General features: G+C 58.0%; 12 protein-coding genes. 11 read left to right on the forward strand and 1 reads right to left on the reverse strand.

The window, feature by feature from the left end:
• The first annotated feature begins 158 nt into the window (after nucleotides 1-158).
• From cfa to N4J17_RS00480, 11 genes are all read left to right on the forward strand, one after another.
• A complete protein-coding gene (gene cfa / locus N4J17_RS00430) occupies nucleotides 159-1,316 on the forward strand; it encodes a cyclopropane fatty acyl phospholipid synthase (RefSeq protein WP_198322458.1) in 1,158 nt (385 codons plus the stop codon).
• Between the two features lie 401 nt (nucleotides 1,317-1,717).
• Nucleotides 1,718-3,007, forward strand: coding sequence for a PKD domain-containing protein (locus tag N4J17_RS00435; protein WP_198322457.1), 1,290 nt, complete (start codon nucleotides 1,718-1,720; stop codon nucleotides 3,005-3,007).
• A 92-nt stretch (nucleotides 3,008-3,099) separates the two neighbouring features.
• Nucleotides 3,100-4,593 carry a hypothetical protein gene (locus N4J17_RS00440; RefSeq protein WP_198322456.1) on the forward strand — a complete coding sequence of 498 codons (1,494 nt, stop codon included), beginning with the start codon at nucleotides 3,100-3,102 and terminating at the stop codon, nucleotides 4,591-4,593.
• A 161-nt stretch (nucleotides 4,594-4,754) separates the two neighbouring features.
• Complete coding sequence (locus N4J17_RS00445) at nucleotides 4,755-6,401, forward strand: ShlB/FhaC/HecB family hemolysin secretion/activation protein (RefSeq protein ID WP_232470366.1); 1,647 nt, start codon at nucleotides 4,755-4,757, stop codon at nucleotides 6,399-6,401.
• A gap of 13 nt (nucleotides 6,402-6,414) precedes the next feature.
• Nucleotides 6,415-16,464, forward strand: coding sequence for a filamentous haemagglutinin family protein (locus N4J17_RS00450; RefSeq protein WP_198322454.1), 10,050 nt, complete (start codon nucleotides 6,415-6,417; stop codon nucleotides 16,462-16,464).
• A 573-nt stretch (nucleotides 16,465-17,037) separates the two neighbouring features.
• A complete protein-coding gene (locus N4J17_RS00455; RefSeq protein ID WP_198322453.1) occupies nucleotides 17,038-17,715 on the forward strand; it encodes a hypothetical protein in 678 nt (225 codons plus the stop codon).
• A gap of 530 nt (nucleotides 17,716-18,245) precedes the next feature.
• The gene (locus tag N4J17_RS00460; RefSeq protein WP_277458342.1) at nucleotides 18,246-19,295 is read left to right on the forward strand and encodes an efflux RND transporter periplasmic adaptor subunit; all 1,050 of its coding nucleotides are present in this window, start codon (nucleotides 18,246-18,248) and stop codon (nucleotides 19,293-19,295) included.
• A gap of 19 nt (nucleotides 19,296-19,314) precedes the next feature.
• Nucleotides 19,315-22,491, forward strand: coding sequence for an efflux RND transporter permease subunit (locus N4J17_RS00465; RefSeq protein ID WP_198322535.1), 3,177 nt, complete (start codon nucleotides 19,315-19,317; stop codon nucleotides 22,489-22,491).
• Nucleotides 22,484-23,911 carry a TolC family protein gene (locus N4J17_RS00470; protein WP_198322451.1) on the forward strand — a complete coding sequence of 476 codons (1,428 nt, stop codon included), beginning with the start codon at nucleotides 22,484-22,486 and terminating at the stop codon, nucleotides 23,909-23,911. The genes N4J17_RS00465 and N4J17_RS00470 overlap by 8 nt, the downstream gene beginning before the upstream one ends.
• A 122-nt stretch (nucleotides 23,912-24,033) precedes the next feature.
• On the forward strand, nucleotides 24,034-24,555 hold the full coding sequence (locus N4J17_RS00475) for a hypothetical protein (protein ID WP_277458328.1): 522 nt from the start codon (nucleotides 24,034-24,036) through the stop codon (nucleotides 24,553-24,555).
• A gap of 225 nt (nucleotides 24,556-24,780) precedes the next feature.
• Nucleotides 24,781-25,851: a bile acid:sodium symporter family protein gene (locus N4J17_RS00480; RefSeq protein WP_198322449.1), complete on the forward strand. Its 1,071-nt coding sequence runs from the start codon at nucleotides 24,781-24,783 to the stop codon at nucleotides 25,849-25,851.
• Between the two features lie 308 nt (nucleotides 25,852-26,159).
• On the opposite strand, the gene N4J17_RS00485 is transcribed toward N4J17_RS00480, so the two are convergent.
• Complete coding sequence (locus tag N4J17_RS00485; RefSeq protein ID WP_198322448.1) at nucleotides 26,160-26,354, reverse strand: hypothetical protein; 195 nt, start codon at nucleotides 26,352-26,354, stop codon at nucleotides 26,160-26,162.
• Nucleotides 26,355-26,555 lie beyond the last annotated feature (201 nt).

A 26,555-nucleotide genomic window follows, 5' to 3' on the forward strand; every position in this document is an offset into this window, starting at 1 on the left:
TCTTCACCCGGTGTTCTGGCTTGATTGCACCGGCCCGGCCCTTCGTTGCGCCGGAGGGGCCGAAGAGTGGTCCCGCGGGCCGGGATGTCCCGTATTGCTCCAGTGCTCCTGCCGTTGTTGAATATCGGAGCCTGAATGATGAAGGTGGAGGACGGACCATGCCGATCAATACCTTGAGGTCATTGCCCTGGCGAGGAGGCCACCACGATTTTTGCCGTGAGCGGCTCGAGACACTGCTGGAACAAGCCGGCGTCCGGATCGACGGGGACCGACCGTGGGATATCCGGGTCCACAACCCGGCGTTCTTCCGGCGCATGTTCGCCGATGCCTCGCTGGGACTCGGTGAGTCTTACGTGGACGGCTGGTGGGACTGCGACCGGATCGACGAGTTCATTTGCCGGATCATCCGCGCCGGTCTGGCCGACCGCTTCCGCTCTTGGCGGGACGTCGTCGCCGCCCTGCAGGCCAGCCTGTTCAACCTCCAGCACGCGGCGCGGGCGTTCCACGTCGGCCAGCGCCATTACGACATCGGCAACGATCTCTACGGTTGCATGCTGGACCGGCGCATGATCTACAGCTGTGGCTACTGGAAGAGCGCCACGACGCTCGATGAAGCCCAGGAGGCCAAGCTGGATCTGGTATTCCGCAAAATCGGGCTGGAGCACGGCATGCGGGTGCTGGACATCGGCTGCGGCTGGGGTGGCGCGGCGAAGCTCGCGGCCGAAAAATACGGCGTCGAGGTCTATGGCGTCACCGTTTCCGCGGAACAAGCCCGCTATGCTCGGGAAATCTGCCAGGGTCTGCCGGTCACGATCGAGCTGAAGGATTACCGGGACATCGAGGGAAACTTCGATCGTGCCTACTCGCTCGGCATGTTCGAGCATGTCGGCTGCAAAAACTACGGAACTTATATGAAGCTGGTGGCGGATCGCCTACCCGAGGACGGTCTGTTCCTGCTGCACACCATCGGCATCAACACCTCGGACAATCACGGCAATCCCTGGGTGGAACGCTATATCTTCCCCAATTCCATGCTCCCTTCCATCGCCCAGATCGGAGCCGCCGCGGAAAACCGGATGGTGATGGAGGACTGGCAAAACTTCGGTCCGGACTATGATCGGACGCTGCTGACCTGGCACGACCGGTTCGAACGGCACTGGCCGTCGCTGCGCCCCCGTTACGGCGACCGGTTCTACCGCATGTGGCGCTTCTACCTGCTGAGCTTCGCCGGCGCGTTCCGCGCCCGCTATATCCAGCTCTGGCAGATCGTGCTCTCTCCCAAGGGGCTGCCTCAGCGCTACGACGCTCCACGTTGAGCTGAAAGAGTTCCTTTTCCCTCGCCCCCTGGGGCAATGCCGACCACCATGACCGCCGGACTCGGTCACCGAATCGGGCTCCTGCCATTCTCCTTTCCCGATAGCCCGCAAAACCCGAGTCCGGCTCCCGCGGCTCATGACCCCACTACCGTCACACAATTGCAATTCAATTGTAATTTTTAAGTCACACGGCCGTAATAAAACACCGTTATTTTTGCGCACTCATCTTCAGAGGGGACATTCGGCGGCTATGCCCCGGTGTCCCGATGGGATTTTTGGGCGGGGGGAGACCGGCCATCGGAGCGTCAATGCATCGCCCACGCCAGGAATCGGCCGGCTTGGCACCGCCGGGTTTGCGTGGCGAACAAGATTTTTTCCCATTTACGGAGAGTGCGAAAACCATGAAGAAATTGCGAGCGGTTTTTCTGGGCACGCTGGTCGTCGCGGGGCACCCGGCCCACGCGGCCATCAACGACGGAAAGTTCGGAGCACCGGGCGAGTTGTTCATCTCGATCCTGGATGTGGACGGCAAGAAGTCCTATTACAAGGACCTCGGCGTCGATATGGTCCAGTTCATGAACGGCCAGGGCTGCCTCGACGCCAATCTGGCGCAGGATCCCAATTTTGCAGCCTTTGCCGGCAAAAACAACCTGGTCTACAACATCGCGGCGGTCAATCCTTTGCTGAAGGATGCCAGTAACATGGCTCAATGGGGCTATCTGGCCACATCGAGCCAGGGCAAGGACATTTTCAGCGCCAGATGGAACCTGATCGACAACGCGATCCAGAAGATCCAGGGCTACATTGCCGCCCTCAACGTCCAACCGTTCGAGAACAAGCCCGGCCAGGCGGCGGAGAACAAATCGGGCGTGTTCGGTCCCGACGACCTCGCCTATCACGGCAAGGGCACCTGGGGTCCCACTATGGGAAGCTCCATCAACGGCAACACCGAAGGCACCCCCGGCATGGAACTGGAGTTCTATTTCGTCAACAACTCCACCGGCGACCCCAACGGGGAACACATCACCAAGCTCGGGGCATGGAGCCTATCGAGCGCCGGCGCGCTGAGCTATAGCGGCACCGGCACCTCGACCCTGTGCTCGGGATCGGGGAATAAAGCCCCGACGGCGGTCGTCACCAATCCGGCTCAGACGGTGGCGGTGAACACCGTTGTGACCCTCGACGGCAGCGCCAGCACCGACCCCGACAACGGACCCCAGCCTCTGTCCTATACATGGAAGCAGACCTCCGGCCCCACGGTGACACTGACCAACGCCAATCAGGCGAAGGCGAGCTTCACCCCGGCCGAGGTCGGCAGCTACACATTCCAGCTGACGGTCAGCGACGGCGCTGCCACCAACACCGCCCAGGCCACGGTCACGGTCGATGGCGGCCCCGCCGGACCTTCCATCCATATCAATGCACCCACTGCATGGAAGGTAAAAGTAAAGCAATCGATCTCTTGGACCGCCACCGAGGTTCCACCCCAAAAGTTGGTCAACATCGAGTTCTCCACGAACGGCGGCTCCAAGTTCAAGAAGCTGAAGAGCGTCGCCAATAAAAAGGGGCAGACCTTGTGGAAGCCGGGCAAGAAGCACGTCACACAACAGGGTGTGCTCCGGGTTTGCGTCAAACCGAGCAAAAAGTCCTCGTTCGTCTGCGACCAGATCGACGTCACGGTAGAACCCTGACACCGGCAAGGTCCAAGAACGGCGGCCCGCCGGAACCGGTGGGCCGCCAGGCGTAATCACCCAATCACTCTCAAACAGACAGGAGTTAACTCATGCAAGTCAAGAAAATCGCTGCAGCGGTCGCGGCTAGCTCTTTGGGATTCTGCGCTCAGGGCTGGGCATTGGAACCTGGCGTATCGCCCGACATCGAAATCTTTATGTCCGGCGCATCGGCCCAGGATGGCAATGTCCGGCAATTGTTCGAAGAGCTTTGCGTGGGAGGAACGCTCGATGTTTATTTAGACAACTCGAACCCCTCTAGCCCCGGTTCCGCACACACGGCCATCTTTTGCCAGATCGACTCGTCCAAGGTGACGGGGCTTTCCGTCAACAACCCCAAGGTGCTGTTCCACAAGCGCTCGGCAGGCGGTTCCGCTCAGGGGGTGGGCCCGGTGCTCGACGAGCAGGCGATCGACGCCATGGTGATCAACAATGGCAACTGCCAGAAGGATACGGCGAGCGGCAACTGGTTGTGCCGGATTTCCCAGCCCGGCGACCTCGTGCAAAAGGTCTCCGACGCCGGCGTCTCCGACGTCAATCCCTCGATGTTCCGGAGCATGAACACACCGGATGGCGTGGCTCCGGTGGATCCCGCGAAGGTCAGTCAGCGCTTGGATGTCGTCTCCGGCGGCGCCCTGGTTTTCAACACGCCGGTGACCAAGTCTCTGCGCGATGCTTTGCAGCGCGCCCAGATCGACATGGGTACGCTGGACCCGGGCTGCGAAGGGCAGGACACCGAAGCCTGCATGCCCAGCCTGAGAAAGTATCAGGTCGCCAGCCTGCTCACCGGAAACATTGGCAAATGGAGCGAAATCAAGGTCGTCGACAAGAGCGGCCAGCCGAAGGGCGACTTGACCCAATACGCCAATGGATCGATCACGGACGACAAGGTCTATATCTGCCGCCGGGTCAACGGATCGGGCACCCAGGCCACCACCAATGCCAATTTCCTCAACGCACCTTGCACCGACAGCGCGCTGAGCCCCGCCTCCACCTCCAATCCATTGGCAGGACCGGTCGTGTTCCTGAACTCGGGTTCGGGGAACGTGGACACCTGCCTGGATGATTTCAATCAGGGCACCAACAACAGTAAATTCAACGCGGCCGGAGTCAAGGCCTGGGCCATCGGGGTACAGAGCACCGAGCGCAACGCCAACCTCAAATACAACTACCGTTTCATCGCCATCGATGGCGTTGCGCCCACGCTCGCCAATACGGCAAGCGGCCACTACATGGATTGGGCGGAAAACACTTATCAGTGGCGCAAACCCGCCTACAACGGTCCGACCGGCGACAAGCTGAAGATCATCCAGAAGATCGCATCCGATGCTGGCAGCCCCAGCCTGACCGCCAAGAACAACGCCGCCTATGTGCACCCCTTCGGCCTCGGCGGTTATCTTGCGGTGACCACTGCGGGCAACACCCCGCCTGCGGATGGCAAGTTCGATCCCAACAATCCGATCCTGCCCTACAGCCATGCGCCCGGCCTGTCTCTGGACAACTGCCGCGTGCCGGTGGTCAACGACAACCTGCCGAACCGGCTCTGATCGAGCGGGGCAGTGGCGGGGCCGCGCGCGGCCCCGCATCCCCGCAACGGGGGCATGAACCGGCGTTCCGAAAGGAACGCCGGTTTTATCGCTATTTATAGTTGTCGATATATAACGCCGTATAATGGCGAAGTTTGTCGTTCTGATATCGAATGGATCACATGCAAGAAACAATGCCGCGGAGGCGCACCGGCAGCATCCTTGTCGGCCTGCCTTTCTGTCTTGCCTTGACTGCTGCCATGGCCAAGGCCGAGCCGGCCGGCAGCACGGCCGAAAAGGGCAACCCGCCGGACGCCGCGGCTGAGCAGGCGCCGCTCTTCGACGTCTGGGAGTACCGGGTCGAAGGCAATTCCGTACTCGATCAGAGAGTGGTCGAAAAGACCGTCTACGGATTCCTGGGACCGGGCAAATCGATCGGCGATGTCGAGAGCGCCCGCGCAGCCCTGGAAAAAGCCTACCACGACGCCGGCTATTCGGCGGCGCTGGTGGACATCCCTGAACAGGACGTCAACGAGGGCGTGGTGATCCTCAAGGTCAGCGAGGGCAAGGTCGACCGGCTGAAAGTGACCGGCTCGAGATATTTCTCCCTCGGCCATATCAAGGAAAAAGTACCGGCCCTGGCCGAAGGCCAGCCGCTCAACCTGCCCGCCGCGCAGGAGCAGCTGGGCAAACTCTCGTCGGAAAACGCGGATCGCACCGTGACCCCCGTCATGCGCGCCGGCAACACCCCCGGCACCGTGGAAGTGGAGCTGGCGGTGGACGACCAGCTTCCCCTGCACGCGGGACTGGAATTCAACGGCCGCAACAGCGTCGGCACCAGCCGTACCCGCCTGATCGCCTCGACGCGTTACGACAACCTCTGGCAGTTGAACCACAGCGCCTCGTTGCAGTTCCAGATTTCCCCTGAAAACACTGACAACGTCCAAGTCTGGTCGGGCACCTACGTGATGCCCCTGGACATCTTCGATTCCGATGCCCGCATGGTCTTCTATGGCATCGGCCTGAATTCCAAGAGCGGCGTATCGACGGTCGGTGCCCTCAACGTCGTGGGCGACGGCGAAATCTTCGGGCTGCGCTGGATCAAGCCCCTCCCCCGCCTGACCAAGCGGCTCGGGCACTACGCGACCCTCGGCTGGGATTACAAAAACTTCGGTCAGGCCATCCTGTCCGACAGTGGTGCCCAGATGACACCGATCAGCTATTCGCCCTTCATGGCCGGCTACGATGCCAGCCTCGGCTATGACGACGGTTCGTTCAGCCAGCTCAACCTGGAAACGCATGTCCTGTTCTGGGGCGATTATCAGGAATTCGAAAACCGGCGCTTCGGCGCGACCCCCAATTACGTCTATCTGAAGGGCGACGTCAGACACCGCCAGGTGCTGCCGGAAGACCTGTCCATGCAGGTACGGATGACCGGCCAGGTCACCAATGTGCCCCTGATCAGCAACGAACAGATGGGAGCCGGCGGCATGTTCAGCGTGCGCGGCTACCACGAGGTCGAACGGCTGGGGGACAATGGCATCAACGGCTCGCTGGAGTTCTACAGCCCCGACCTCGGCCAGCATCTTTACGAAAACATGGGGCTGCTGCGGTTCCTGGTGTTCGGCGACCTCGCCTACCTCTGGGTCAAGGACGCCTTGCCCGGACAGCCTCAGCACTTCAGCCTGGCCAGCACCGGCGCCGGATTCAACATTGAGCTGTGGCGAAAACTCAATGGCACCCTGTTCTGGTCCTATCCCTTCACCCGGACGGAAAGCGTCGCAGTCGGTGAAACCCGCGTCGATTTCCGCATCGCTTACGATTACTGATCGGGAAACGAGCATGACGACCCGCGAACCTGCAAGCCGTAAAGCCCATCTTGCACCTACCGACCTTGGCCTCAAACCGCTGGTTGCTTCCGTGCGTACCGTACTGGCCGGCGCCTTCCTGGCCGGTGGCGCAGCGCAAGCGGGGAGCCTGCCGGTACCTGCCGGCGTTTTCGTGTCGAGCGGCAGCGCCGACCAGTCGATCGCCGGCAACCTGCTCACGATCAACCAGCATTCCGACCGCGCCATCCTGAACTGGAAGAGCTTCAACATCGGCGCGGAAAACGCCGTGCAGTTCAAGCAGCCCTCGGCCTCGTCCATCGCCCTCAACCGCATCTACCAGAACGATCCCAGCCGCATCTTCGGCAAGCTTTCCGCCAACGGCCAAGTGTACCTGCTCAACCAGAACGGGTTCCTGTTCGGCAAGGGCTCGCAGGTCGACGTCAACACCCTGTTGGTCAGCACGCTGAACATCACCGACGACACCTTCCAGCGCGGCATCACCAAGGTCGTGGACCAGGACGGACGCGCGGCACTGGTGGGCGACGGCAAAGTCTACCGCGTCGACGAACAGGGCCACTTCGTCCTCGACGAGAAGGGAAACCGAGTCAAAATCGGCATTGAGTTCGCCGAGGGCTCCTCGGTGAAGACCGCCAATTCCGGCCGCATCATCGCCGCCGCTCCTGCCGTGGAAAACAAGGGCGATCTCTCCGCACCGGACGGCCAGATTCTCCTCATCGCCGCGACCGATAAGGTCTATCTGCAAGAAGCCGGCAAGGACTCCAACCTGCGCGGCCTCCTGGTCGAAGTCGGGACCGGCGGTGAGGTCACCAACATCGGTAAAGCCTTGGCGGAGCGCGGCAATGTGACGTTGATGGGGTTCGCCGTCAACCAACAGGGGCGGGTTTCGGCGACCACCTCGGTACGCGTCAACGGCTCAGTGCGGCTGCTGGCCAGAGAAGGCGCCAGCGTGCGGCGCGAGGGTGATGCCTGGCTGCTGCAGGCGAACCGCACCAAACGCATTGCACCATTGGACGATGGCCTGGGCACCCAGGCCACGGTGAACCTCAAAGGCGGCAGCAAAACCTCGGCGAATCCGGACCTGAACGACCCGGCCACCGCCGTGGACGGGCAGACGCAGGACGCCTCCTGGGTGGAGATCATGGGGCACCAGGTCCGGATCGAGGACGGTGCGCAACTGATCTCCCGCTCGGGCAAAGTAACGGTGACGGCAACCGAGAACCCCGCCAATCCCGGGCTCGACAACGTCAAGAACGATGCCCGCGTCTACGTCGACAAAGGCGCGAGGATCGACGTGTCGGGCATCAAGGACGTGGGGGTGGCGATGGAGCGCAATGTGGTGACGGTGGAACTCCGCAGCAACGAACTGCGCGATTCACCCCTGCAGCGCGACGGCGTGCTCTACGGAAAGAAAATACGGGTCGACATCCGCAAAGGCACGCCGATCGCCGACATTTCCGGCGAACTGGATCGCATCGCCCGCACCGTGGCCGAGCGCAGCACCAACGGCGGGACCCTGAACCTGGTCTCGGAAGGCGATGCCGTTCTCCGGCGGGGAGCACTGCTGGACTTCTCCGGCGGATCGGTGGCCTACCGCTCCGGCTACATCGACACCACCCAGTTGCTGACACCGGACGGCAAGACGGTGGACATCGGCAGCGCCGATCCGAACCAGACCTATGCCGGCATCTTCGGCCAGGTTACCCAGAAATTCAAAGCCTGGAACCTCACGAAGAACTGGGACATCATCGGCCCCCGGCATCTGGGACGCTACGAACAAGGCTACGTCGAAGGCAAGGCCGCCGGCACGCTCGACATCAAAGCAGCGGCGCTGGCGCTGGAAGCCGAAATGCGCGGCGCCTCGACCGCCGGCCTGCACCAGCGCGAAGCGGGAGCCCAGCCCCCCGGCGGAACCCTCAAGATCGACCTGGCACGCAGCCCCGACAGCACCCAGTCCGTCATTTTCGGTGGAGCTTCGGCGACTCTCGGCATCGGAAAAGATCAGCCGTTTCCCCAGGACCCGGATAAACCCGGTCAGCCCGCCGCCTTGGTCCTGTCCGCCGACAAGCTGCGCAACTCCGGCATCATGTATGCCGACATCAAGACCAACGGGAAGGTCGCCATCCGCGCTGGGGAGAATCTCACCCTGACCGACGGCGGCAGCCTGGCGCTCACTGGCGGCGAAATCAATGTCGATGGGACGATCACGGCCCACGCCGGCCAAGTCGGTCTCTCGACCCGCCTCACCAGCGCCACCCTGGGCAAGCTGTCCGGGGCCATCGAGCTGGGCTCCGGCGGCGCCATCGACGTCAGCGGCCAATGGATCAACGACCGTCCGGCCGACGCCACCGGCCACAGCGTACAAGACCGCAGCCGCGTGCTGGTGAATGGCGGAACCGTTTCGGTGAAGGCCGAAGGCGACGTCAGTCTCGCCGCCGGCAGCCGCGTCGACGTCAGCGGCGGTGCCCGGCGCACCGGCAAGGACAGCATCAAAGCCGGCGATGCCGGCAGTATCAGACTGGAGGCCGCGGCGGTCGACGGCTCCGACCTCAAACTGAAAGGCACGCTCGAAGGCTACGCCTTCGCCGGCGGCAAGGGCGGGTCGCTCAGTCTCGTCTCCGACCAGGTGATCCTGGGCAACGCCAATGATGCCGAGATCGCCAAGGGCGCCGACCCGTTGGTCCTCACCCCGGATTTCTTCGGCCAGGGCGGGTTTGCTCATTATTCCGTAGGCTCGAACAAAAGCGGGGTCACCGTCACTGACGGCACCCGTATCCAGCTCAGCGTCAAGAACCGGGTCCTCGATCCGAAAGCCGTCCGTCGCGTCAGCGGCTCGAATTTCCTCGACTTCGCACAGGTCAAGCTGCTCCCCGAACTGTCACGCCAGGCGGGCGAGTTCGATCTGATGCTGGCCCAAAAGGTCGGGCAAGGCGGAAAAGGGGCTGCCGTGCGTATCGGCGACGGCGCAGTGATCCATACCGATGCCGGCGGCAAGATCGCATTGCAATCGGATTCCAGCATCTTCATGAACGGGACGCTCGAAGCCGCCGGCGGCGATGTGGCGATGACCGTTACGCCCCCGGCCGGCACCGATCCCGCCTTCAAGGCGGACCAGGGTATCTGGATCGGTTCTGGCGCAAAGGTGGACGTGGCCGGCACCGCCCTACTCTACAGCGACCGGCCGGACCACGTGACCGGCCAGGTACTGGACGGTGGAACCATCACCCTCCACGCCGACCGCGGCTTCGTGGTTGTGGATGAGGGCTCGAAACTCGACGTTTCCGGAACGCAGGGACGCCTGGACGTGCCGGTCCGGGGACCGAATGGCGCCATCGCCCAGGATCGCCGACAGATCGCGTCTTCCGGCGGCACCATCGCGATCCGCGCCGCCGAGGGCATCCAGCTCTACGGGACACTGGACGGGCATGCCGGCAACGGCGCCGGCGCCGCGGGCGGCGGGCTGTCGCTGGAACTCAATCCCAACACCCGCGCCGAGCCGGACGAAATCGGCCAGGGCCAGACGCCTTTCCCCAAAGTTCCCAGCGTGATCACGCTGACCCAGTCCGGACCCGAAGGGACAGCGACGGTCCAGGGCGAGGCGGTGGCGCCCAGCCGCTACGGCCAGGCGCTGCTGAGCGTCGACCAGGTGGAGCGCGGCGGATTCAGCGAACTGACGCTGCGCACGCCGAGCCGCATCGAACTGGCCGGCAGCGTCGATCTGCACACAGACCGCAGCATCGTACTGGACGCACCGGTGCTGGCCTTCACGCCCGCCAGCGGCACCGCCGCCGGCAAGGTGTCGCTCGACTCCGCCTACGTCGCACTGGGCTCCACCCAGACCCGGCCGGGCAACGCGGCCCCGACTACCGGTAAAGGCAGTCTGCGGGTCGATGCGGGTCTGATCGACCTGGTCGGCACCGCCGCCCTCCAGGGCTTCGACGGCGCCGACCTGAAAAGTACCGGCGACCTGCGCCTGATCGGGGTGCGCACCACCCAGCAACAGCGGGACTTCCTGGGCGAGTTCCTGGCGGCCGGCGATCTCACCCTGACTGCGGATCAGATCTATCCCTCGACCTTGAGTGACTTCCGGATCGCCGTCACAGGCACGAACGACGGGACGCTCAGAATCAAACAGGGAGATTCCAACGGCGGAACAGTTCTGTCCGCGGGCGGCAAGTTGACGCTGGAAGCGCCGAACATCGTCCAGGAGGGCACCGTGAAGGCGCCGCTCGGCGAGCTGAATTTCCAGGCATCCAAGCGCCTCGAGCTGGCCGCGGGCAGCGTGACATCCAACTCGGCCAAGGGCGCCATCATTCCTTTCGGCCGTACCCAGGGCGGGCTGGACTGGATCTACCCCTTAGGGGACCAGAATCTGGTCTTTACCGCGCCGCCGGAAAAGAAACTGGTGCTCGATGGTCCGAAGGTCGAGATTGCCGACGGCTCGGTGATCGACACCCGCGGCGGCGGCGACCTGTTCGCCTTCGAATTCGTGCCGGGACCGGGCGGCTCTTATGATCTGCTCGACCCCACCAGTACGGGCTACCAGGAAGCCTATGCCATCCTGCCCTCCTTCAAGGGCACGACCGCTCCCTATGACCCCCTGGAAACCGCGAACTCGGGCCTCAAGGTCGGGGACAGCGTCTACCTTTCCGGCGGCGGCGGGCTCAAAGCCGGCGATTACGTCCTCCTGCCGGCCCATTACGCGCTGCTTCCCGGCGCCTACCTGGTAACACCCGACAAGAACGCCACCAACATCGTGCCGGGTCTCCACCTGCAGCGCGCCGACGGCGCCCCGATCGTCGCCGGCTACCGCACCGTTTCCGGCACGAGTATCCGCGATGCCCTCTGGAGCGGTTTCGCAGTGGAACCCGGCAGCGCGGCCCGCACCCGTGCCGAATACTCGACCTACGGCGCCAACGAGTTCTTCGCCGCCAAGGCGGCCAAGGATGAAACCGCCGTACCCTATCTGCCCCGCGATGCGGGCTCCCTGCTCATCTCCGCGGAAACGGCTCTGGGCCTGGACGGACGGGTGTCGGCCAAGGCCGCTTCAAAAGGCCGCGGCGGCCGTCTCGACATCGACGCCGCCAACATCGCCATCGTCTCCGAAGGCAAGGCAGGGCAGGCGACCGGCAGCACCATCAAGCTGGTCGCGGAAAAACTCAACGGGCTGGGGGTTTCCAGCATCGCGATCGGCGGCGTGCGCAAGGGCGAAGACGGCACCGTCACGGTCGATACCCACGCATCGACCATCTCCCTGGAGCAGAACGCCAGGCTCAAGGGCGCCGAATTTATCCTCACCGCCAAGGACAACATCACTCTCGCCAAGGGTTCCGGCATCACAGCCGAAGGCTCATCCAAGGGCATCGGGACGCCGAAGGTCTATAAAGTCGACGGCGATGCGGCCTTCCTGCGGGTATCGACTTCGGACCAGGCCGACCTCCAGCGCGCCGGCGTCTCGGGTCAGACCGGCTCGATCCGTATCGGCGCCGGCGCGACCCTGTCCACGTCCAACTCCATGATCGTCGACGCCACGGCCAACATGGATCTTTCCGGTAAACTCCTGGCTCAGGGCGGCTCGGTATCACTGGGCGCCAGCCGGATCGGGCTGGGCGCCGACGCCAGCTTCCAGAACGGCCTGGCACTGAGTCAGGCGGCACTGAACGCCCTCCAGGCGAACGAACTGCGCTTGAACAGCGGCAGCGACATCAGCCTGTACGGCCCGGTCGAACTGACATCGCAGCGAGTCGTACTGCGCTCGGGCGGACTCCTGGGATTCGACAACGCCGGTCAGACCGCGAGCATCAAGGCCGGTGACATCCGCCTTGAGAATCCGCTCGCTGCGAGCACCAACCGTACCGGCAACGGCAACGGCACCCTTTCCCTCGTGGCCGACACCGTCGAACTGGGCGAGGGCGCGTATACACTCAAAGGCTATTCCAAGGTGACAGTCGAAGCCGGCAAGGCGATCGTCGGCTCGGGGGCGGGCACGCTGAGCGCCGCGGCGGATCTCGACTTCAACACCCCCGTCGTCACGGGCGACCGCGGGGCGGACACCCGGATCGACGCCACCGGCCACGTGGTCGCGATCCAGTCGTCCGGCCCCGCTCAGGCCTCAGCCGATGCACTCGGTGCCCAGTTGTCGATCACCGCGGACAGTATCCGGAACGGCGGAACGATTTCGCTCAAATCCGGTGTCGTCAAGTTCGATGCCCTGAAAGGCGACGTGGTCCTCGCTGCCGGCTCGAACATCGATGTTTCCGGGCGGGAGGTGAGCATCGGCAAAGCCAATGTCAAAACCGACGGCGGCGCGGTGGAACTCTCCAGCCGGACCGGCAATGTCGCGCTGGAATCCGGTGCCCAGCTCGCACTCAATGGCAGCAAGGGCGGTGAGCTGATGGTGTCAGCGGCAGCGGGCAGATTCCGTTTCGAAGGCGGTGTCGATGCCCATGGCACGGAACGCGGCGGCCGCTTCGGTCTCGACGTCCATACCCTGGAAAACGGGGGCGACGTCGGCGGAATAGCCGGCAAGCTGGCGTCGGCCGGATTCAGCGATGGCATCAGCCTGAGGACGCGCACCGGAGACCTGCAACTGAATGCGGGCGATACCCTGGCGGCACGCACCGTCGAACTCGCGGCCGACCAAGGCTCGGTCCGGATCGACGGCAGCCTGAAAGCTCAAGGCGACAATGCCAGCTTGGACCTCAGGGCCGACAGCGGCCTGACCCTGGCAGCGGGTGCCGACCTGGAAGCGCACGGCAGCACCGGCCAGGGCGGCCGGATCGCGATGGAGTCCCTGGGCCAGGGTCCGCAGGGCGGGATTACGGTGGCATCGGGCGCCCGAATCGACGTGAGCGCCACCGACGGTTCCGTCAACGGTACCGTGAACCTGCGCGCGCTGCGCACCGGTCAGGATGTCGCCGTCTCGGGGAACCTCGGATCGTCCGTGACCGGCGCCAGGGAAACCACCGTGGAAGCCGTCCGTGTCTACGATCACAGCGGCACTATCGACAGTACCGACATCGCCGCATGGAAAACCGACACCGACACCTACATGGCCAACGCCAGCGCCATCGAGAGCCGTCTGGGGCTGCCGGGCGGCCTCAGGGCTGGCCTGGAAATCCGCAGCAGCGGCGACCTGACGCTGGGATCGACCGGCTGGGACCTGGTCGACTGGCGCTATGGCGGCCGGCCGGGCGTCCTCACCTTGAAAGCCGCCGGCCAGCTCTCGATCGACGGCAAGCTCAGCGACGGCTTCCGTGATGACCCCAACGGCATCGATGTTTCTGGCATCCTTGGCCCCGGTGCCACCGTCGCCGTGAAAGACATGCTGCAGAGCGGCTCTTCCTGGAGCTACCGGCTGCAGGCCGGCACCGACGTGGTGGTCGGCGCCGACGTCGCGGTGCGGACCGGCACCGGTGACATCGACGTCGACGCCGGCCGCGACGTGGTCCTGACCAATGCCGGCTCCTCCATCTACACCGCGGGTCGGCCGACCGACACCCAGCGCTATGGCAATTTCAAGAACGGCTTCGTAGCCTTCCAATTCTATGGCGAATACCCCGTCGACGGCGGAGACGTCCACATCAGCGCCGGCCGCGACGTGATCGGCGCCAAGACCGGCCAGTTCTTCGACGGCTGGTTGGTGCGCACCGGCAACTGGACCGATGGCACCAGTCACCAGGGCGAAACGCCGACGGCCTGGGCCGTGGCGATCGGCGGTCCGGTCGGCACCTCGGCGCAGCAGGGAAGCTTCCAGCAGAACATCGGTGCGCTCGGCGGCGGCAACATCACGGTCGAGGCGGGCCGGGACGTGTCCGATCTGTCAGCGGTCATCGCCACCACCGGCAAACAGACGGGCACCCCCTCCAAGCCGAACAATCCCTCCGATAGCGACTTCAACACCAATGAAGTACAGATTTCCGGCGGTGGGAATCTGACCGTCAGGGCCGGCGGCGACGTCCTGGGCGGCACCTTCTACACCGGCAAAGGCGTCGGCGAAATCAGTGCGCGGGGAGCAATCAAGGAATCGGCGAACGGACTGGGGCCGGTGCTGGCACTGGGAGACTCCCGGTTCAGCCTGAGCGCCGGCCAGGACATCGAACTGGGCGCTGCCATCAACCCCACGGTGATCAACAACACCAGCGCCCGCAACTTCTTCCTCACCTATTCCGACCGTAGCGGCATCGCGCTGGAATCGCTCGCCGGGAACGTCCGGCTCCAGAACGACATCCCGGGAATGGTCAGCGCCGTCAACAAGTTGCGCAGCGCCAGGAACCAGCTCAGTTTCCCCGGCGCTTCGCTGAGCGCACTCAGCGTGTACCCGGCCTCGCTCGACGTCACCGCGCTGCAGGGAGACGTCGTGCTGGAACGCGGCTTCACGACCTATCCCGCCGCCAAGGCGAGCTTCAACCTCCTGGCGGGCGGAAACATCGGCAGCGGCTCGGTGGGTGACAACGTCAACGTCACCCAGTCGGACGCCGACCCCGCTCTGTTGCCCGGGATCGCCACTCCGACCCGGAGCTGGGACGATGCTTCGCAAAGGCTGCAGCCCTTCGGCGCCTCGAATCTGATCCACGCCCAGGTTCCCGTCCATCGCGGTGACACCGAGGCGGCGCAAATATACGCAAACGGCAACATCGCCTCCGTCGATCCCCTACTCCTCGTTCTGCCCAAGGCGGTGGACGTCATGGCGGGCCGGGATCTGTTCGATGTCAGCCTGCACGTGCAACACCCCGATTACGCGATGTCCACCGTCACCGCCGGCCGGGACATCCGTTTTACCTCACCGCGCAACGCCCAGGGCAATCTGGTAAACCTGACCCGCGAAATCCGACTGTCGGGTCCCGGCCAGCTCTGGGTCAGCGCGGGAAGGAATATCGATCTGGGCGCGTCGGAGGGCATTTACACCATCGGCAACACCGAAAACCGCGCCCTGCCGGACAACGGCGCCTCGATCACGGTCATGGCCGGCCTGAACGGCAACCAGGCGCGCTTCGACAAGTTCGCGGAGAAATATGACCCCACCTCGGGCCGATACCGCCATCTCCTGCGGGACTACATGCGCAGACGGACCGGCAACGCCAGACTCGATTATGCCGGAGCGATCGACGCTTACCAGACCCTGCCCAGCGATCAGCGGGACGAATTGTTGCTGGCCATCCTGTTCGAGGAAATCCGGGCCTCCGCCGCCCAGGCCGCCAAGACCGGACGCAAATCCGACTACGACCGCGGCTTCGCAGCCATCGACACCCTCTTCCCGACCGGCGGCGACACCCGCTACAAGGGCAATCTCAGCCTGTTCTTCAGCAAGATCCACACGGTCGACGGCGGCGACATCAATCTTCTCGTTCCCGGTGGCGGCGTGAACGCCGGTCTCGCCGTCGCCTTCGCCGGATCGAAGGCCGCGAGCGATCTGGGCATTGTCGCCCAACGGCAAGGTGCCGTGAACGCCTTGGTGAACGGCAATTTCATGGTCAACCAGTCGCGAGTGTTCGCCATGGACGGTGGGGACATCACCATCTGGTCATCCAATGGCAACATCGACGCCGGCCGCGGCGCCAAATCGGCCATCGCCGCCCCGCCGCCACGGATCACCTTCGACGAACGCGGTAACCTGCAGGTCGAATTCCCGCCGGTCGTATCGGGCAGCGGCATCCGCACCGCCGCCAGCACAGTTCCCCTGCCGGGCAACGTTTACCTCGCCGCGCCGCGCGGCGTGGTCGATGCGGGCGAGGCAGGCATCGGCGGCACCAACGTGGCGATCGCGGCGACGGCCGTGCTCGGCGCCAGCAACATTCAGGTCAGCGGCACCGCCACCGGCGTTCCCAGCACCAATGTCAGTGTCCCGGTGGCCCCTGCCGGAGCCGCAGCGGCCGCAGGGGCGGCCACGCAGGCAGCCATGCAGTCCACCGTATCCGACAGCGAGCAGAAAACCGAACCCACGGTAGCCAACTCCAGCAGCCTCAACCCGCTCAAGGTTGAACTGCTGGGATTCGGCGAATGTTCGACGAGCGACATCAAGAACGGATCGCCCGGCTGTACCTGACGGGACGGGCCGATCCGGCGCCGCGGCGGCCGCACGCCGTGGCGCGGCGATGAAACGTCCCACATCGCATCTTCAGATCCCTAAAAAGGGGCTCGGTCTTTGGGAACGGTCAAACTCAAGCCCCTTACCAAACGGCAACCTATGCTTGGCCCTTACGCGCAACTACGTTCTCCGTACCGCCCCCATCGGAAGGGAACCCCAATGAGGTGTTCACCTTTCCCCCGCTCTTCTTCCATCAAGCCGACTACACGCCACGATACAGCGGCCTGAATTTAGCCCTGCTTTCCGACGTAGCCGGCGTATCTGTATACGGCAGCGAGCCTGCGACGTCGAACACGAATCCTGCCCGTCACCGACCAAAGACCTTCCGGGTCATCTCCACCACTCCGGTTTATATCCCTACCGCCGGCACAACCGAAAGCCTCACAACCCTTGAAAAATCGGCCCCGCCGCCTCTGGCACCAAACCTGCTAAATCTGCCGTGGGAGCCACCGACCATAGATATCCCCAATATCCGTGGAGCAGCATGCGTGAGCTCCTCCGTTTCAATGCCAATGACAAGAGGACTTACCCATGAAAGCAGACCACATCATCCCAGTTGTGTTGATGAGCGCAGGACTTCTCTCGGCAGGTAACATTCAAGCCCATGAAGCACGCTGCCTCGCAAGTACGACCCATCACGATCCATGTTACTACCTGGTTCTCGTAGGATTTACCCATGAGCCAGCACTGGCCAATGAAGTGAATGGACTCGATCTGTGGATCAAAAAGAACGTCGGCACCCCAACCACGCTAGACCTCACCAAAACGATTCCCGATTTCGACGACGACACCAATAACGGCGGCGCCAAATACGTTCCCGTCGACGTCATGAAAGACGACACCATCATGAATGTCATGATTCACGTTCTGCGCCTGAAGAAACAGACACACATAACCACAGAATCGGATAAGAACGTCATTAGCGCCACCATGCTGAAGCCTTACTACGGATACACCATGATGGGCCCACTGGTTCAAAGCATGGACCCTATATTTAATTACAAATATTCCGCACGCTTCATCACAGGCCCGACCGGCCCAAGGACCGGCGAATCTGCAGACGTACAAGGCGTTGGTGCCTATGGATTCCACATCATGGCCATGATCAATGACGAAACATACGACGAATTTTTCGTATGTGGCCAAGGAACCACAAACCCCACGGGCGACGCATTTTCATGTGTCGGCGCACCCCAAAAAATAAAATAACGGCCAGCACCGATCAGCCAGGGCAATGCTAACGGTAACCGCCAATATCCCTTCCGCGCGAAGACAACAAACTTGGCGGCTACGACCATGATCAATATCCGATGAGTCCATTATCTCAATAATAAGTCAGAATGAATATCTAGGAACGAAAAACTTTCAAAAGTCGCTTGAGCGAAGTAATTTTTCTGCTTGTTGTTTGTCTGCTGTATCGATTTATGAAACCTCGCACGGGCCCATCGCCAAATGAGGCCCGATAACGATATCTTGCTTGCTCGGTCGACTACACACGACCGAGCCCTATGATGCACGCTTATACCACGAATTCCGCAGAGCATCGGTTCGGCCAAAAGTATCCACATACCCCAGACTTTGCCTCTAAACAAAGACAAAAGGGCCACGACATCTTTTTATCAACACAGCTACGGTTTCCATGGTCCAACCTAGCGAAAATGGACGACGAAGCTGACTGAGTAAACACCCCACCCTGAACGATGAACGTAACATCGCCTCTATATATCATCCTCATTGCCATGTCAGTATCGGCCTGCCAACAGGCTGACACCGAAACACACCAGGACACCCCGAAATACGAGGCAACCACCCCATTTCGTAAAGATTTATCAATAAAAAAGGAATATGTATGCCAAATACACGGCATCAGACATATCGAGGTGAGATCCATGGAAAAAGGCTACCTACAAAACATATATGTGGATGAAGGTCAGTTCGTACGTCAAGGCCAGCCCTTATTCAAAATCATGCCCGCCATATACCAGGCCGAACTTATGAGGGCACAAGCCGAAGCCAACATTATGAATATCGAATATAAAAATACCAAAGGCTTGGCCGACCAAAATATTGTATCCCAGAATGAACTTGCTTTGGCCAAAGCAAAGCTGGATAAAGCCAATGCCGAAGTAAAACTAGCAGAAACCCATCTGAGCTTCACAGAAATAAACGCCCCATTTGATGGAATCGTGGATCATCTGCTGGCTAGAAATGGCAGCCTTTTAGACGAGGGCACGCTATTAACCACGCTTTCCGATATCAGTAAGTTATGGGTCTATTTCAACGTGCCGGAATCCGAATATCTCGATTACAAAATTAACAATAATAACGACCAGACATATTCTAAAGTGAAGCTCAAAATGGCAAATGGTGCGATTTTCGATCAGGAAGGCAAAATCGAAACGATCGAAGCAGATTTCGACAACACTGCGGGCAATATCGAGTTCAGGGCGACGTTTCCGAATCCTAACGGCCTCCTTCGGCATGGAGAAACCGGAACCATCATAATGAAAAAGCCATACAAAAATGCTTTGCTTATCCCCCAAAAAGCAACGTTCGAAGTCTTGGATAAGATGTTTGTCTACATCATCAACAATGAAGGCACTGTCGAACAAAGGTTGATCACGATCGACGCCGAAATCCCATATTTCTTTCTGGTAAAGCAAGGCGTCAAAGATGATGAAAAGATCTTGATCGAGGGCTTACGTAAAGTACATCCGGGCGATCATGTCGACATCACTTTAATTCCGACGGAAAAGCTACAGTCAAATCTGCAGCTCCATGCCGAATAAACAGGATTCGCATTCAGCTATGTTTGGCACTTTTATCAATAGACCGGTGATGGCGATATCGCTGTCACTATTGATCGTGTTCATGGGCTTTTTATCGATCAAATCATTGCCGGTATCACAGTTTCCAGATATTGCCCCGCCCCGCGTCACCGTCACACTGTCATTCCCTGGTGCCAGTGCAGACGTGTTAGTGAAATCGTCCATCATCACCATCGAACGTGCGATCAATGGCGTTCCCGGCATGAAATACATGGTTTCCGCTGCGACGAGCGCTGGGGAAGCAACAATCCAGATCCTATTCGATCTGGGAATCGATCCTCTGCAAGCCATGATCGACGTCAAGACTCGGTTGGATACAACCATGAGTCGCCTTCCACAGTTGGTAACACTCGAAGGCGTCTGGGTCCAACGTATCCAGCCAAGCATGCTCATGTATATCAATCTGTTCAGCAAAGATAGGAACGCAGATCAAAAATTCCTTTTCAATTATGCATTCGTGAATGTCGTTCCCGAAATCCAACGTGTAAATGGAATAGCACAGGCCAGGATTTTGGGTAGCCGCCAATATGCCATGCGAATATGGCTGAACCCTGAACGAATGAGAGCTTATAAGGTTTCAACTGAGGAAGTACTAAAAGCCATCGAAGAGCAAAGCATTATCGGCCGACCTGGCAGATTAGGACAGAGCACTGGCGTCACCGCCCAATCGAAAGAATATGTTTTAGTATATGAGGGCTGGTACAACAAGCCCGAGCAATATGAGAATATTATTATAAGGGCTAATTCAGAAGGTGAACTGTTGCGTATAAAGGATATCGGCACCGTTGATCTGAATAGTGAGTTTTGGAACATCTACTCGGATAAGGATGGCCTTCCTTCGGCCTCGATCGTCCTCAATCAAAACTACGGCACCAACGCCAGCAAAGTAATCGAAGATGTAAAGAAGAAACTGAAAGAATTGAAGGAAACTTTTCCGGAAGGAATGGATTATGAAATCAATTACGACGTTTCCCGATTTCTGGATGCCTCTATCCACAAAGTTCTTCATACATTGATGGAAGCCTTCGTGTTAGTCGCACTGGTTACGTTTGTTTTCCTGGGTGACTGGCGCTCAACGTTGATTCCAATCCTTTCTATTCCTGTCTCGTTGATTGGTACGTTTGCCGTCATGCAGGCTTTCGAACTATCGATCAACCTGATCACGCTATTCGCCCTGGTACTCGCCATCGGCATTGTGGTCGACGATGCCATCGTCGTAGTCGAAGCCGTACATGCCAAGATGGAAGCAGAACACCTCTCCCCCTATCAGGCATCCAAAAAGGTTCTAGGCGAAATCGGCGGCGCCATCATTGCCATCACATTGATAATGATATCAGTGTTCGTACCTATTTCCTTCATGAGCGGACCTGTGGGGGTGTTTTATCGACAGTTTGGTATTACTATGGCGTCCGCGATCCTCATTTCTGCCTTAGTCGCGCTATCACTTGCACCAGTCCTCTGTGGCATGATTTTAAAAAATAGCCACGGGCAACCAAAAAAGCGAACTCCTGTCAGCATCTTCATTGATACTTTCAATTATTTTTTTGAAAAGGCAACCGGCCGATACGTCAAAATTCTAGAAAAGATCGTCACTCGCCGTGTAGTGACGTTTCTTGCCTTTGTAGGATTCTCTATTGGTATTTATGGGGTTAATCTTAACTTACCCGCAGGCTTCATTCCTGGCGAAGATCAAGGGATGATATACGCGATAATTCAAACCCCCCCAGGATCGACAATAGAAACCACCAACAAGGTTGCTCGTGAACTTGAGGAACTGGCTAAAGGAATCGAAGGCGTCAAGTCCGTTTCATCACTTGCCGGATATGAGGTTCTCACTGAGGGCCGAGGATCAAACGCAGGCACATGTATCATCAACCTGAAAGATTGGGAAGAGCGCAAGAATACTGTACAGGACATCATCAAGGAACTAGAGGAGAAATCCAAGGATTTTGGAGCGATCATTGAATTTTTTGAACCCCCGCCCGTACCCGGTTACGGCGCCTCATCAGGTCTAGCGTTAAGATTGCTTGATAAGTCAGACGTTATTGATTATCAGCAATTTGATAAAATTACTCAAGATTTTCTTATGCAATTAAAGAAGCGCAAGGAGTTGACCGGACTATTTACTTTCTACGCAGCTAATTTTCCCCAATATGAGCTTGTAATAGATAATAAGCTTGCGATGCAAAAACATGTATCCATAGCCAAAGCCATGGAAAATCTCGACATCATGATTGGGAGCACCTACGAGCAAGGGTTTATTCGCTTCAACAATTTTTTTAAAGTATATGCACAGGCACTTCCAGAATACCGTAGATACCCTTCCGATATTCTAAATTATTTTGTCAAGAACGAAGAAGGTGAAATGGTGCCTTACTCGTCATTCATGACGATGAAAAAGACCCAAGGACCGAATGAAATCACCCGTTACAACCTTTATAATTCCGCAGTTATTCGGGCGGCTCCAGCAAAAGGATATACTTCTGGAGATGCTATCGAAGCCGTCAAAGAGGTCGCAGCAGCGACGCTTCCACGGGGTTATGACATCGCATGGGAGGGGTTGTCGTTCGACGAGGCGGCCCGAGGCAATGAAGCAGTCATCGTTTTCATGGTCGTCATTGTATTCGTTTATCTCGTTCTCGCAGGTCAGTATGAAAGCTTTATCTTGCCCTTGGCTGTGCTGTGTTCCCTGCCTGCAGGCATCTTTGGCTCCTATTTCTTACTGAAACTGGCAGGGCTCGCTAATGATGTGTATTCACAAATAGCGCTGATAATGCTTATTGGCTTATTAGGGAAAAATGCTGTACTTATTGTAGAGTTTGCTGTTCAGCGACACAGTCAGGGGTTATCCGTCAAGGACGCAGCCATCGAAGGAGCAAAAGCGCGCTTCCGTCCTATCCTAATGACTTCGTTTGCTTTTATCGCAGGTTTGATACCCTTGGTGAAGGCCACGGGCGCGGGCGCAATAGGAAACCGCACTATCGGAACAGCATCAATGGGCGGAATGCTATTCGGAACCGTCGTAGGCGTCGTCCTGATACCTGGGCTCTATTACCTGTTTGGCAAGATAATTGAAGGTAGATCCTTAATCAGAAACGAAGACAGCGAACCTTTTACCGAAACTTATCATTACACCAGGGATGACCTTGATGAGTAAGGCTGTATTTCGTTTCATCGCTGTCCTGGTGTTGTTGACGTTACAAGCCTGCGGAATTCCTGATATGACGACCAGGACGGCAGACGTACACTTGCCAAATCAGTTCAAGACCGAGCCGACCGAAAAATCGAATTCTGCAACCGTCAGATGGAACGACTTCTTCGAAGATGAAAACCTTTTGAGTCTTCTGGAAATTGCCGTTGCCAACAACAAGGAAATCAATATCATGATGCAGCGTATCAGCGCTGCGGAAAACGAGATTCAGGCGAGGCGTGGTGCGTACCTACCTTTCATCAGAACCGGCGCTGCCGCCGGGGGAGAAAAACCTGGCGACTATACCTTCAATGGGGCAGTCGAACGCAATCTTCCGCTTGCGGGTAATCCGTTTCCGACATTTGTAGGCGACTATCAGTTCGGGCTGACCTCTACATGGGAAATCGACATCTGGAGAAAACTTCGAAACGCTACCGAGGTAGCCATGCTCGAGTACATGGCGACCATGGAAGGGAAGAACTTCCTCATCACGAATCTCATAGCCGAAGTGGCGCGGTCGTACTATGAACTCGTTACGCTGGATAATCAGCTAGAAAATCTCGATCAGAACATAGCGATTCAACAGAATGCATTGCGAATCGTCAAAGAACTTCAGAAGTTTGCAAGAGCAGACGCACTCGCCATCAAACGTTACGAAGCTGAAGTGGCTAAAAACCAAAGTAAAAGGTATGAGATCAAGCAGCAAATCGTCGTCGTAGAAAATCGGATCAATTACTTGCTCGGTCGGACGCCGCAGCCGATCAAGCGGACATCTTCAGGCTTTCTGGATCTCGAACCCAAACTCATCAACACCGGTATTCCATCACAGTTGCTTCTGAACAGACCCGATATCAGAAAGGCTGAGCTGGAGTTGGCTGCAGCCCAACTGAATATCGAAGTTGCGAGGGCTGAGTTTTTTCCTTCTTTCGGCATTAGAGCCGGAGTTGGATTTGACGCATTTGCAATGAAATATCTTATCAATACGCCGGAATCATTGGCAGCCTATGTTGCGGGCGAATTGGTCGCCCCCCTGGTAAATAAAAATGCCATCATAGCCAATTTTAAGACCGCTAACGTAAAGCAGGTTCAATCCGCTTTCGAATATGAAAAATCTATTATCAACGCCTATGTTGAAGTTTTGAACCAGATTTCGAATATCGAGAATATGCGTAAAAGCTTCAACCTAAAAAAGAACCAAGTGGACCATTTGGTCAAGTCGATCGATATTTCTATTCAACTCTTCAAATCTGCAAGAACGTTTTATCTTGACGTATTGACGACTCAGCGGGATGCCCTCGAAGCCAAACGCGAATTGATTGAAACAAAACAAAAACAGATGTTTGCAATGGTCGATCTTTACAAGTCACTCGGTGGGGGCTGGCGATGATGTTGAGTTCGAGCCCGAAGACACACACGAATTTCCATTCAATCAGCAGGCCATTCAACTCAATGCGCGCTTTGTCTATTCTCATATTCAACGCAATGATGACAGGCTGTATGAATGGTTTGATGACTGACTCAGATGACACAGCCTCCATAAACAGGGCTGTCCAAATCAGGCATGATCCCGCCAACGGCTCGGTTTTCTATCAAGGGCCTACCATGACCCACAATGCGGTAAGGAAAGACAACCCTGAAGTCGAAGATATTTCTTTGCATGCCATTAAAAAACCGCCCGACTCTATTCGCTATTTTATAACAGTCAACGATCGATATCGAGGTCATTGGCGGGGCGCTATTCAAGCTGCGGATACAGAAGGCAAAGTGTTTCCCGCAGCTTTTTTACAGCAAAGTGTGAATTGCGAATTTCATTGCGAATTTGACGACACCATTGAAATTGAATTGACTGAAGAGTATTTGGTTGGCCATATAAACAGCGGCATTATTATGCATCTTTATGGACCTGGTGGCTCTGCCTCTGCACCATTCACGGTAACGCCTGCTTATATTAAAGGCTTCCTTTCAACGATAGACAAACCGTTTCAATCAAGCAACATCGGTGTTCACGCCGGACCAATCAGAAAACAATGATCTGAATATAACCATGTAATTCGTCCGCGGATGGTGGATGTTTTTATAAATGACTCTGATAGTAATCATTCAAACCTCTGTGTTCATGTTCTTGGATTGCTGGCATCTCTATCTCTTTTCCTGCCGGCGAGATGCAGCGCCCCAAGGAGACTGAACGGTTACCTATGTGGTTTTTGGATGCCATCCATTTCAGACACCACCTCACTTTTCATTTGGAATTTAGTCATGCACCCAAAACATCACTGCGTTGAAAAAGTAGCACACATATGCCACCGGCATTTCATTTGGATTCTCATCACTTCCTATTTTATGGCATCCCTATTTCCTGATTTTGGCATCTGGATTCGCGAAGTCAAATTAGGCAGCACCACTTTGCTGCATGGAACACTGGAATTCTCCGTTCCGTCTTTGATGCTATCTTTATTGCTGTTCAATGCTGGTTTGAGCATCAGAACCGAAGACTTCAAACGGCTGGGACGCAGGCCGTCGGTGTTGTTGGGAGGTCTGTGCGGCAACCTGGTCACGCCGCTAGCTTTCCTCGTCGGGGTCAGCTTTATCATGAGCTTTTGGCATAATCCGGAAGAAGCCCAAGATATTCTTGTCGGTCTTGCATTGATAATGTCCATGCCAATTGCCGGAGCGTCTACTGCATGGACGCAAAACGCTAATGGTAATCTTGTATTAAGTCTCGGTTTGATATTGCTCACGACATTACTCAGCCCGATAACATCGCCGCTAGTCCTCCATACAGCCGGCTTTGTTACCAGCGGTGATCATTCTGAGGATTTACATGAATTTGCCTCGAATAGCGTAACGACGTTTCTAGGCGTTTGGGTCATCTTGCCATCTTTACTTGGCATCTTAATGCATCGGTTCGTTTTCAAACAATCTCCCGCGGTGGCGAAGTCCGGTATCAGGCTCATCAACTATATTCTCCTGTTGTTACTGAACTATTCCAATGCATCACTAACCCTACCCGACGCACTTTCTCATCCCGATATCGACCTTATCGTTATCATGTTGATAATCGTAATATTGCTGTGCACCCTTGGGTTTTACACCGGCTATTTAATAGCGAAGGTTTTTCATCTAGATCGTAAGGACATGGCATCGCTGATGTTTGGTCTTGGCATGAATAATAATGGCGCAGGACTGGTATTGGTTTCAATCGCCATGGCTGATCACTCGCAGGTCATGTTGCCTATCTTGTTTTATAATCTCGTTCAGCATTTTGTCGCTTCATTCGTTAATTCCATCGCGTTTCGGTCTGGAGCGGAATCGTACCAATCGACCTAGGAGTCTGCCCGGCAGAAGGTTTGTTGGAATTGCGAATAGGGTCCTCTGTATTGGGCATAGCAACGGATCGTTCCAGACTTCTTTCCGCAATTGGCATGGGGGGCAAGCAATTGGTGCATCATCCAGCGAGTATCGCCTCCACGATTCTCCGTTACTATTCCCCAGGTCACCGATTCGGTGTAGATTCAACGCCAGTCAGTCGCGCTTTAAGCCGGCGGCGATCTTCTGCAATCCGCACCGGCTGACCGTAAGCCCAGGATGGGCTTGATCCATTCATCCGGCGCTTTCACGTTGGCCCTGCGCCACCGCTAGGCATACTTGCCAGAACCGGTTTGCAGCTTCCTGGGCATTTCGGCCGTGCGCGGATACTTCCGCTCGTCGATCTTCAGTTGGCTTTCGCCCTTGCGTTCCCAGGCCACCACCAGGTGAATCGGCCATTGGGCAAGCGGCTCGAACACCGCCTCCGAGCCGAATCCGGCATCGGCCAACACCGGTTGCGGCAAGGCACCCAGATTGGTCTCGACCGCCTAGAGTAGCGCCGGTTGCCGGTCGCTGTCTGCTGCGTTGTGGTTCAACTCTGCCGCCACGATGATTGGCCTGAGATTGCCTACCCGTCCTGCAGAATCCGCTCGTCGCCCGGATTGCGACCACGAGCCTGAGCCGCTTCCCGCTGGCGCGCTTCCAGTCGCTCGCACGGCTTGGAT

Origin of the sequence: Methylococcus capsulatus (assembly GCF_036864975.1) — a bacterium.
Taxonomy (GTDB): Bacteria; Pseudomonadota; Gammaproteobacteria; order Methylococcales; family Methylococcaceae; genus Methylococcus.

Coding starts and splice junctions, on each gene's coding strand:
- cfa (WP_198322458.1), top strand. CDS start 159: ATGCCGATCAATACCTTGAGGTCATTGCCCTGGCGAGGAGGCCACCAC.
- N4J17_RS00435 (WP_198322457.1), top strand. CDS start 1,718: ATGAAGAAATTGCGAGCGGTTTTTCTGGGCACGCTGGTCGTCGCGGGG.
- N4J17_RS00440 (WP_198322456.1), top strand. CDS start 3,100: ATGCAAGTCAAGAAAATCGCTGCAGCGGTCGCGGCTAGCTCTTTGGGA.
- N4J17_RS00445 (WP_232470366.1), top strand. CDS start 4,755: ATGCAAGAAACAATGCCGCGGAGGCGCACCGGCAGCATCCTTGTCGGC.
- N4J17_RS00450 (WP_198322454.1), top strand. CDS start 6,415: ATGACGACCCGCGAACCTGCAAGCCGTAAAGCCCATCTTGCACCTACC.
- N4J17_RS00455 (WP_198322453.1), top strand. CDS start 17,038: ATGAAAGCAGACCACATCATCCCAGTTGTGTTGATGAGCGCAGGACTT.
- N4J17_RS00460 (WP_277458342.1), top strand. CDS start 18,246: ATGTCAGTATCGGCCTGCCAACAGGCTGACACCGAAACACACCAGGAC.
- N4J17_RS00465 (WP_198322535.1), top strand. CDS start 19,315: ATGTTTGGCACTTTTATCAATAGACCGGTGATGGCGATATCGCTGTCA.
- N4J17_RS00470 (WP_198322451.1), top strand. CDS start 22,484: ATGAGTAAGGCTGTATTTCGTTTCATCGCTGTCCTGGTGTTGTTGACG.
- N4J17_RS00475 (WP_277458328.1), top strand. CDS start 24,034: ATGACTGACTCAGATGACACAGCCTCCATAAACAGGGCTGTCCAAATC.
- N4J17_RS00480 (WP_198322449.1), top strand. CDS start 24,781: ATGCACCCAAAACATCACTGCGTTGAAAAAGTAGCACACATATGCCAC.